Source organism: Paenibacillus cellulositrophicus, assembly GCF_009363095.1.
GTDB classification, from domain to species: Bacteria; Bacillota; Bacilli; order Paenibacillales; family Paenibacillaceae; genus Paenibacillus_AQ; species Paenibacillus_AQ favisporus.
In genome coordinates this window covers 2,832,732-2,842,500 of sequence record NZ_CP045295.1, presented here as the reverse complement: position 1 = coordinate 2,842,500, position 9,769 = coordinate 2,832,732, and the positions used below count along the sequence as shown (strand labels likewise).

7 protein-coding genes and 2 rRNA genes (1 of these 9 running past the window's edge) are annotated in these 9,769 nt (G+C 54.5%); 4 read left to right on the top strand and 5 right to left on the bottom strand.

Annotated elements, in window-relative coordinates:
- The 4 genes from GCU45_RS12825 to GCU45_RS12810 all read left to right on the top strand — a co-directional run.
- Positions 1-1,395: ribosomal RNA gene (locus GCU45_RS12825) — 23S ribosomal RNA — on the top strand (it extends 1,535 nt beyond the left edge of the window).
- Between the two features lie 143 nt (positions 1,396-1,538).
- Positions 1,539-1,655, top strand: a 5S ribosomal RNA gene (gene rrf / locus GCU45_RS12820).
- 359 nt (positions 1,656-2,014) lie between these two features.
- Positions 2,015-3,109, top strand: a complete 1,095-nt coding sequence (locus GCU45_RS12815) for a DUF3626 domain-containing protein (RefSeq protein WP_152399233.1) — start codon at positions 2,015-2,017, stop codon at positions 3,107-3,109.
- Between the two features lie 308 nt (positions 3,110-3,417).
- On the top strand, positions 3,418-4,614 hold the full coding sequence (locus tag GCU45_RS12810) for an MFS transporter (protein WP_152399232.1): 1,197 nt from the start codon (positions 3,418-3,420) through the stop codon (positions 4,612-4,614).
- 70 nt (positions 4,615-4,684) lie between these two features.
- Here the strand turns inward: GCU45_RS12810 and GCU45_RS12805 are convergent, their stop codons facing one another.
- The 5 genes from GCU45_RS12805 to GCU45_RS12785 are packed head-to-tail and all read right to left on the bottom strand — an operon-like array spanning position 4,685 to position 9,520.
- The gene (locus GCU45_RS12805; protein ID WP_152399231.1) at positions 4,685-6,490 is read right to left on the bottom strand and encodes a copper amine oxidase N-terminal domain-containing protein; all 1,806 of its coding nucleotides are present in this window, start codon (positions 6,488-6,490) and stop codon (positions 4,685-4,687) included.
- A 51-nt stretch (positions 6,491-6,541) separates the two neighbouring features.
- Positions 6,542-6,886, bottom strand: a complete 345-nt coding sequence (locus tag GCU45_RS12800) for an EamA family transporter (protein ID WP_152399230.1) — start codon at positions 6,884-6,886, stop codon at positions 6,542-6,544.
- Between the two features lies 1 nt (position 6,887).
- On the bottom strand, positions 6,888-7,532 hold the full coding sequence (locus GCU45_RS34190; RefSeq protein ID WP_244364543.1) for a DUF2304 domain-containing protein: 645 nt from the start codon (positions 7,530-7,532) through the stop codon (positions 6,888-6,890).
- Positions 7,522-8,271 (bottom strand): glycosyltransferase family 2 protein, encoded by a 750-nt coding sequence (locus tag GCU45_RS12790; protein WP_152399229.1) that lies wholly within the window; start codon positions 8,269-8,271, stop codon positions 7,522-7,524. The genes GCU45_RS34190 and GCU45_RS12790 overlap by 11 nt, the downstream gene beginning before the upstream one ends.
- Complete coding sequence (locus tag GCU45_RS12785; protein WP_152399228.1) at positions 8,246-9,520, bottom strand: ArnT family glycosyltransferase; 1,275 nt, start codon at positions 9,518-9,520, stop codon at positions 8,246-8,248. Before GCU45_RS12785 ends, GCU45_RS12790 begins: the two co-directional genes overlap by 26 nt.
- Positions 9,521-9,769: the final 249 nt, after the last annotated feature.

Sequence of the window (9,769 nt, the reverse complement as noted above, 5' to 3'; positions counted from 1 at the left end):
GTGTAGGCAAATCCGCACACTTTAAGGCTGGGCTGTGACGGGGAGGGAAAATTACAGTACCGAAGGTCATGATCTCACACTGCCAAGAAAAGCCTCTAACCAGGTGAAGGTGCCCGTACCGCAAACCGACACAGGTAGGCGAGAAGAGAATTCTAAGGCGCGCGGAAGAACTCTCGTTAAGGAACTCGGCAAAATGACCCCGTAACTTCGGGAGAAGGGGTGCCCCGGTAGTGTGAATAGCACGAGGGGGCCGCAGTGAAAAGGCCCAAGCGACTGTTTAGCAAAAACACAGGTCTGTGCGAAGCCGCAAGGCGAAGTATACGGGCTGACGCCTGCCCGGTGCTGGAAGGTTAAGGGGAGCGGTTAGGGAGCAATCCCGAAGCTGTGAACCGAAGCCCCAGTAAACGGCGGCCGTAACTATAACGGTCCTAAGGTAGCGAAATTCCTTGTCAGGTAAATTCTGACCCGCACGAATGGCGTAACGACTTGGGCGCTGTCTCAACGAGAGATCCGGTGAAATTTTAATACCTGTGAAGATGCAGGTTACCCGCGACAAGACGGAAAGACCCCATGGAGCTTTACTGCAGCTTGATATTGGATTTGGGTACGATCTGTACAGGATAGGTGGGAGCCTTTGAAACCTGAGCGCCAGCTTGGGTGGAGGCGCCGTTGGGATACCACCCTGATCGTATCTAGGTTCTAACCTGGTACCGTAATCCGGTATGGGGACAGTGTCAGGTGGGCAGTTTGACTGGGGCGGTCGCCTCCTAAAGAGTAACGGAGGCGCCCCAAGGTTCCCTCAGAATGGTTGGAAATCATTCGAAGAGTGCAAAGGCAGAAGGGAGCTTGACTGCGAGACCTACAAGTCGAGCAGGGACGAAAGTCGGGCTTAGTGATCCGGTGGTACCGCATGGAAGGGCCATCGCTCAACGGATAAAAGCTACCCTGGGGATAACAGGCTTATCTCCCCCAAGAGTCCACATCGACGGGGAGGTTTGGCACCTCGATGTCGGCTCATCGCATCCTGGGGCTGAAGTAGGTCCCAAGGGTTGGGCTGTTCGCCCATTAAAGCGGTACGCGAGCTGGGTTCAGAACGTCGTGAGACAGTTCGGTCCCTATCTGTCGTGGGCGTAGGAAATTTGAGAGGAGCTGTCCTTAGTACGAGAGGACCGGGATGGACGTACCGCTGGTGCACCAGTTGTTCCGCCAGGAGCATGGCTGGGTAGCTACGTACGGACGGGATAAGCGCTGAAAGCATCTAAGCGTGAAGCCCCCCTCAAGATGAGATTTCCCAGTATGTAAGACCCCTTGTAGACGACGAGGTAGATAGGTTGGAGGTGGAAGTGCAGCAATGCATGGAGCTGACCAATACTAATCGGTCGAGGGCTTATCCTAAATTACCCCAAAAAGTGACGTGAAGCGTTGGAGCAACACCGATTACTTTTCGGGGACCCCGGGATACAAACCGGGTGAAGCTACGGAAGATAAAATGCAGATTCGTTTCGTATCTAGTTTTCAAGTGATCAAACACTTGAACGTTTGGTGGCGATAGCGGAGGGGTTCCACGCGTACCCATCCCGAACACGACCGTTAAGCCCTCCAGCGCCGATGGTACTTGGACCGAAGGGTCCTGGGAGAGTAGGACGTTGCCAAGCGAAGGACCACTGTTGATAACATCGACAGTGGTTTTTTATTTCTTATCCCCAATGTGGACAACACATCCGTTTTGTCCGTTCATCCACAAAACATATTCCCTGGTCGATTTTCCAAAGGTTATGCACAAAAAAGAGAACCATCCCCGCCCAATTTGGATTATAATCATAAATTATATTCCCATAATTCACAGTTTCATCCCCAGTACTCACAACTGAAGTGTGCTTTATGGCATAAATGATTCATGTGGTGATGTTGAGTCGGCTTTTGCCTAAATGTTATTCACATGTACATAAGTTTGTAAGTTCATGCCAAGGGCTCTTCGTTTGATTGCCCCGGGATCGATAAAGGAGGAGTAAGTTTGACCGAAGCACAAGCTCGAGCTGTACAGTATGTACGTACGGATGCTTTGGATGTGCAGTGCCTCTCCCGCAGCGTAATTGACCGGATTTTAGCTGCAGAAGGACTTAGCGCTATTGATGTTGACTTGCTTATTGATCATATTCGCCGTTTTGCTCGGGTTACGCTCAATTTTCATCCCGATCGTCTGCTTGCGACCGGCCGTTCGGTGGTTGAGGGACTGCTTCAGGATGGGGTGTACCGAGGACAGTTTGAGACCTCGATCTCCAACGGGAGCCGAACGGCATTTGCTGGTGGTGATCGTGACCGCTGGGAAGAGCATCTATTTGGAAAATCATACCAAGTGCCCGGAGTAACCAACGAAGAACGGCCGAAGTATGGTGGGCTTAACCTGATGAATTATGCGGACGGTGCGTCACCGCGGTTTGGCTCGTGCCACCTGGTCCTTCGACCGCATGTTTCAGAGCGCTGCACCTTTACGTTTGGGGATAGCTTTACGGGTCCGGAGAGAAAGGGAACGATCGACGTTTTTTCTCCATTGTTGGCTCCTTTGTTTGAGGCGGCTGTCAGCACACAGGAGGTGCTCGGTTCGGATCACGTCAACGTACGGCTGTTGGTGGAGCTGCTTCAATCGCTAAACTCCAGATCCAGCGAGTTTATACCCGAAGCCTTAGGAAGGTCACTCGATGACTACATTGAAGCACAGGTTCATGCTGTGGTGGATTTGGCGAATGACGCGGAGGCCCTGATTGCTGATCCCTCGTTCAAAGGCACGCCAACGGGGAACCTGTTGGAAGAGACCTGCTATAAATATGATTTGCGGCTTGGTTGGCATGCGGGTTTTCAGTTAGAGGTTGGATCGGTACCGGGCGATTTTCGGGGGCCTGCGATGCAGCCGCTTGCACTCAGGATCGACCAAAGGTTCGGGAACGATAGGGGGCGGATTGACGCGGCAGTATTAGGCTTGGCTGCGGCATCGCTGCACAATCATCCCGAGGAGTGGCAGGACTGGGGATCATACGATGAAACGTTACAGCACATTAAGCAACTATGGCATGTCCTTGTCCGATTTGGTTCATATTATTTTGTTACGTAATGTTACGCATTATCGGATCAGTGAACATATAAAAGGATCAGACTTATATTGCTTTCTATCCATTTGATGACTTTCTTTGTCTTCCAGACTTTTAATACTCGAAAAACTTCCATGCTTGGAAAAACTCCTAAGAACGAAAGGACGGTGACGGGTTGAGCATTCAAAAGCAGGAATCCAAGCGACATGAAGAAATGGGTTCAACCGAACCTCTGGATTCGTATGAATCCGTTGCCCGTGGTGCATCGAAAACTTTGGACGAGATACAGCGACCTCAAACAAAGGACGACTCCTTCTCCAAGAGACAGGTCATGCTGTTCATCTCTGTTGTTTTCCTGTACTGGTTCTCGTCTTATATTTATGTTCCGATTTTGTCGCCTTATATCGAGCATTTGGGGGCATCCTATACCTATCTGGGTATCGTTCTCGGTTCCTACGGTTTGATGCAAATTTTGTTCAGGCTGCCGCTCGGTATTTTATCGGATTTTATGGAAAAGCGCCGTCCATTTATTTGGCTGGGGTTGGCCGCCAGTGCGGTAAGTGGGCTGATGTTTGCTGCGTTCGGACAGTTAGGTTGGGCGCTGGCTGCAAGAGCCATGGCAGGGATCGCCGCGTCGACCTGGGTGGTGTTCACCGTCGCGTTCTCAGGATTTTTCCCGAAACATGAGGTAACCCGGGCCATGAGCATGATGCAGTTCACCACCGTGGCCGCCCAATTGACGAGCATGCTCGTCAGCGGGTATTTGGTGGAGCGTTGGAGCTGGCAGCTGCCGTTTTGGCTTGGAGGCATCGTCGCGGTGATAGCCCTTGTACTTGCTTTATTTTTGCGGGAAAAAGAGCCGGATCCCGGGCGCACCCCCATGTCGCTTCAGGATTTGGCACCGGTTATGCGTGACCGGACGCTGTTTCGGGTTTCTTTTCTGTCGATCCTGGCGCACTGCGTTCTGTTCATCACGATGTTTGGGTATACGCCGAACCAGGCGCTGGACCTGGGTGCAAGCAAAAATGACCTTGCCTGGCTGACGCTGTCTTTCATGCTGCCGCATGCGGCGGCTACGCTGTTTGCCGGACGGACCCTCGTTAACCGTTTCGGGGCAAGGGCCGTGCTAACCGTGGGGTATGTGGGAACGGCCGTTTTTACGTTTTGTATCCCGGCGGCACCGAGTTTTGGCTGGCTGTGCGTAACGCAAATATTTAATGGACTGGCACAAGGACTGGTTTTTCCGCTTCTTTTGGGCAAATCGGTGGCCCATATCGAGCCATCCAAAAGGGCAACGGCAATGGGTTTTTATCAGGCAGTCTATGCGATTGGCATGTTCATGGGCCCGTTTATCGCAGGCTGGATCAGTTCGGCATGGGGGCTCGCAGGCGGGTTCCGCTTGGCGGCATATGCAGCGTTAGTTGCGGGAGTGCTCGCTTTTTGGTGGATTCGGACGGATACAAAAGCTGGGGTGAGTGCAGCTTCAGGCGGACCGCCGAATACGGGAAGTGTCCAGAAAAATGTGTAATGTGCATCTGAGCTGCGGTTTGATCCGCAAAAAAGACCCGCAAAGCGCTGAAACGCTTTGCGGGTCTTTTTTATTTTTTCGAAATAGGGAGAAACAGCAGGGAAAATGGCAGGTTGCTGCCGGCAGCCGGGGACAGCCAGAGTTCCACCTTCTCCTCCCGGGCCTGCGTCCGGTACAGCACGGTGGCGCTGTCCTGGGAGCCGTCGCCGTGCTTGATCTCGACAACCCGGTCGTTCACCCTCGCCGAGCCGAAGTACCTACCGCCACGCGGGTTGAAGGCGATGAGCGTGTCCGGCGCAACATGGTTCAGGATGATTTTATACAGGACACCGTAATTGCCGGAGTTGATGGCAACGCTGTCCTGCATCCCGTCCATCCCCCGCTGAAAAGGATCGGTGGTGTTGTCGGTGAGCGGCAGGCGCTCCGCTTCCGTTCCGACCGTGCCGTCGTATTCGAACACGCGCGTCGAATCCGCAAAGGTGCCGCGGACGATGGACTCGATCGGATTTAAATCAGGCAGAGACGGCATGACCGCAATCGGGTCATGATCGGCCTGGACCATCAGCATGGTATATTCGACGGGTGCATCGCTGGTGACATCGGCGTTCATCGTGATGACATCGCCTGGCGCAGCCGCGGTAGCGTTCAGCTTGGGAAAGAGGGCCACACTCTCGCCGGGGGCGATCTGCACGCTTCGCTGCTCGCTGCCGGTCAAGGTGGACTCCAAATACCGGACGCCGGCCAGTCTGCCGGACAGCTCAGGATACGGGGTCGGCCCCGCCACGCCCGCACTCTCGACCTGGATCGATGCCGCAGTATCGTTCGGATTGGTGGCGATCAGGTAGAAGCGTGCCTTTGTGGCCAGGTTGTTTTTGTGATGGACCAGGAACCGGGCCGGTCCCGACAGGATGTCCTGGTACAGTATCCCTTCCGAGTTGACCGTCTCCGGACCGCTGGCCCGGAACAGCAAATACGGCTCGGTCGTGTAGGTGTAGGGCAGCGCTTTGTAGGACAGGATCGATTTGCCGCTGACCTGGAATGTGCCGCCTGCCGGAGTGAAGCGCATGGCATACTCTTCTTTGCTGTACATTACCTCGGAGGTGATTTCAATTTTTTTGCTGTATTCTGATGTCAGGCCGTGCTTGTCGGTGACCTTAAGCTTGATTTCCACCGTGCCCGGCTCGAAAAAGGCCGGTTCGTTGTTCGTCCATTCGCGATTGGTGATCGCGTCTTCGTCGTCGGTGCTTTGATCGCTCAGGTTCACCGGCTCGCCGATCCGGTATTGGTCTTTGTCCGTCGTAAAATAGGCCTGCGGCGGTTCGTTGGTTTGCGGACCTCCTGGCTTGTCCGTCCCCGAAGATCCGGAACCGCCAGGGTGCAGCGTAATTTGGTTTCCCTGGAGCACATAAGGGAGATGAAAAGCAGTCGTCAGCGAAGTAAGGGGAACCATCAACACGCCGCGGTCCTCGTACGCTTCGCCTTTCATCGTTTTCGTCTCCCCGTTGACTTGATATGCCTTGGTATGTACACGGTACCGGGCTTCGGTACCTTCTCGGGATAAGGTGGTCTCTTTCGTAGAGGCTTGGTAAGTCACTTTACAGCCCAAAGAGACGGCAAGCGAGCGGAGGCTGACAAAGGTGACTCCTTTTTTGACGACAGTGGAACGGTTTAATACGGACTCGGTGCCGCTATTTAGGATTCGGCTGCTGTTTAAATAGATGACCGTCGTTCCGGAAGGAGCTGCGGGTGCTTGAGCCGTAGACACTTTCTGCGGGATCGTAGGCTCTTGCTCCAGATCGGATGCGGCAGATGCCGGAACCACACCGTAGGCGGCAAGCAGAACGGAAGTCAGAAGGGCGGTTTTTTGTATTTTCATGGGAATGATATGGAACTCCTTTTCTGAAATTTGATAATCAAACAGGGGCCTTTATTTGGCGGCAATGATGACCGCTCCCAGTACGATGACCGCGGCCCCGATCCAGCGGTTCAGCGGAACGCTTTCCCCGAAGAAATACCACGCGGCGAAAATGCCGGCGGCGTAAGCCAGGCTTTGCAGCGGGTAGGCAAGGCTGAGCGGCAGCCGGGACAGCACGACGAACCACAATCCCGTGGCTATTGCATAAAGGGCGATACCAATCAGAATCAGCGGCGAAAATAATACCTGCAATAGGTTCCCAAGGTGGATGCCACCTTGCTGCTGCAGGCCGATTTTCCAGGTGATTTGACCGGCGACCAGGAGCAGCATATTGAGAAGCAGCATCAAGTAAGCCATACTAGCGGTTCACCTCCGTGCTCGAAGATGACGGCACAATAATTTGCTCTTCGGAAGAAGCCGCCGCAGAAATTCGCTGACAGGGTTCCACGGAATGGGGTCCGGAGAATTCCCCAGACGGCATCCCGGTTTGCTGCAGGCTATGCACTTCTGGGGGCTGTTGAGAATGGGGTCTAGATGTCTGCTCAGAATGAGGTGCGGATGACTGTTCAACATGCGGGTCGGATGTCTGTTCCGGGCGCGATCCAAAGGCAGGACCGGAGGCAAGCCCCATAGAGCCCTCTGAGCCTCCCTCCGCCTGGGCTTCAAGCTTTTGAATGCGTTGTTCCTGCAAGCCCAGCGTTTGGGTAAGCACGATGACCCGGTGCGTGAGCGTGGAGACCGCCATCGTCAAATGCAGCAGGATGAACAGCACCGCGACTACACTCAGCAGGTAGAGCAGCGACGGGGCGTAATAAATGTGGATCCGCTGCGCCACCTCGTCCAAAAGGGACGGAAACAGGGACAGCGCCATCATGAACACGCTCATCAAAAGCCAGAGCAGGGCGTACTGCTCGCGCAGCCTGCGTTTGCGGATCAAGTATAAAATCGTGCCGGCAAAAGCAAGGCTGATGCAAAAGCTGATGATATAAATATTAAGATTCATAGCGGTTTTCCCACGCTCTCTTTTTCTTGGTTTTCATGAGCAGAACCGACAGGATGACCTTGGACATGTAATACACGGATTTCATGGCCGAGATGCTGGAGACGCCTCCCTGACGCTCATTCATCACGACGGGAATTTCCGTAAAGGACAGCTCCCGGTTGTAGAGCAGCATCAGCGCCTCTACCTCGGGATAGTCGGTCGGGTATTCGCGTGCGAACAGGGAGATAGCCCGCCGTCCGCACAGGCGGTAGCCGGAGGTCGGATCGGTCACGTTCTGCCCGGTGAGCCGGGTCACGAGGGCGGACAGCAGACCGATGCCCATTTTGCGGGCGAAAGTCGACTGAAAGCCCTCTTTGGTAATAAAGCGGGAGCCAATCACCATATCGGCGCCGGTATCGAACTGGGCTGACAGGAGGCGGCGCAGATCGCACGGATTGTGCTGACCGTCGCCGTCGATCTGTACGGCGTAGTCATAGTGATGCTCCGCCGCGTAGCGGTAGCCGGTCTGCACCGCGCCACCGATGCCCAAGTTGCAGGTCAGGTCGATGACATTGGCCCCGGACGCCCGGGCGATCCGGCTGGTGGCGTCGCTCGACCCGTCGTTGATGACGAGCACGTCTGCGTAAGGCGCGTCTTCGCGGAGCCGGCGGATGACCTGCCCGATCCCTTCCGCCTCGTTATAAGCGGGCACGATGACGAGCACTTTGGGATTGTTATGACTTTCCGGTCGATTCAGCATAAGTAACGGCTCCTTTACGTGAATTTGAAGAGCGGGTCCATTTCTGCCACACCCAGCGGAGGATGGCGATCCCCGCGGCCGCATCCAGCATGATGATCAGCGGCATGGCGGTGTAGTTATAGCGGAACTCAGGGACGAAGGCCAGGCGGGTAACCGTCATGACCGCTACAATCAGCGTCATCAGCGTTAATGGCTGCTTCCATTTCCGAAGCGATGCGACCAGGGCCACGGGACAGAACCACACGAGCGCCACATGCAGCAGGCTGCCCAGCGGGCTCGGAAGCACACGGTATAACGGGCTGTGGCCGCTGCCGAAGTACATATTCGAATAAATGTACTTGAGCTTGCCGACGGTGTACCATTTGACGAACTGCCATGTGTGCTGCGTAAAACCGATCTTCAGCCGCTCTTTGGCGACTTCCATCTGGGTTTTACCATGCCGGTCAACCAGGCCGTCGTTGTAATTTTTGTCCGGATAGGTGCCGGCGGCAAACGGATTGACCTGGGTGGAGGCGATCACGACTTCGTGCAGGGTCACCATGTTGCGGACCACCCAAGGAGCGAGGACGATCCCTGTTCCGATGCAGGTGAACAGCAGCAGCTTGAGCGTGAGGCGGATTTCCTTTTTCCAGAGCCAATACAGCCCGTACACCGGCGCGATCAGAATTAAAAACTCCGGACGCGTCAGCACCAGCAGGCCCATCGCCGCCCCGCTCAGCAGAGCGAGGGTTCGTGTTCTGCGCTCGAAGACTTCAAGCTGCAGACGGATATACAGCATCAGGAAAAAGCAGGCCAGCGTCTCGGTCAGAACCGCACCGTTGCTCCAAATAAAAGGCGGATACACGCTGCTGATGAGCAGCACGATCATCGAAACGGTCCGGCCTGAGAGCTTTCGGGCGACCGAGTAAATGAGCCACAGGGTGACGAGGCTGATCACGACCTGAATGTAACGGATGTAGGGGAACGGATCATGATGCTGGTAATCGACCAGCTTGTAGATGGCCGCCATAAACAGCGGATACCCTGGCGTGACCTGGGCGTTCGGCTGGGTATCCTTGTAAGCGTAGATTCCTTTTTCGAGCAGCTGCCGGACCATGATGTCGTAATTCAGCGTGTCATGCGAAACCTTATGGGTGACCGAAAGCAGAAAGTCCAGCCGCACATAGGCAGCCAGCGCGAAGATCAGCACGAAAATCGTGATGAGCAGTGTTTTTTTTGGGGCAAACCATTTTGAAGTGATGGTGTACATACGGATTTCGTGCTCCTTCCTTGACAGACATGGGAGACAAACAGCTCTCCTCACGGACGATGCCTGCTGTCCTCTTAACTTGAATCTAAGATTACAGGAGAGTTCTTAACGGGAGCCTACCCAAATGCTTAACAAACGCTTAAGTTTTTCTGTTAAAAAATGCGGCGGGGAGCAGAATAGCACCAAAAAAGCAGATAGCCGCACTCCCCAGATGGGATGAGGTTATCTGCTTTTTGTATGGGGAAAGGA

Excerpts from the sequence above, each read along its gene's own strand:
- GCU45_RS12810 (WP_152399232.1), top strand. The coding sequence starts at position 3,418 with ATGCTGTTCATCTCTGTTGTTTTCCTGTACTGGTTCTCGTCTTATATT.
- GCU45_RS12805 (WP_152399231.1), bottom strand. The coding sequence starts at position 6,490 with ATGAAAATACAAAAAACCGCCCTTCTGACTTCCGTTCTGCTTGCCGCC.
- GCU45_RS12800 (WP_152399230.1), bottom strand. The coding sequence starts at position 6,886 with ATGGCTTACTTGATGCTGCTTCTCAATATGCTGCTCCTGGTCGCCGGT.
- GCU45_RS34190 (WP_244364543.1), bottom strand. The coding sequence starts at position 7,532 with ATGAATCTTAATATTTATATCATCAGCTTTTGCATCAGCCTTGCTTTT.
- GCU45_RS12790 (WP_152399229.1), bottom strand. The coding sequence starts at position 8,271 with ATGCTGAATCGACCGGAAAGTCATAACAATCCCAAAGTGCTCGTCATC.
- GCU45_RS12785 (WP_152399228.1), bottom strand. The coding sequence starts at position 9,520 with ATGTACACCATCACTTCAAAATGGTTTGCCCCAAAAAAAACACTGCTC.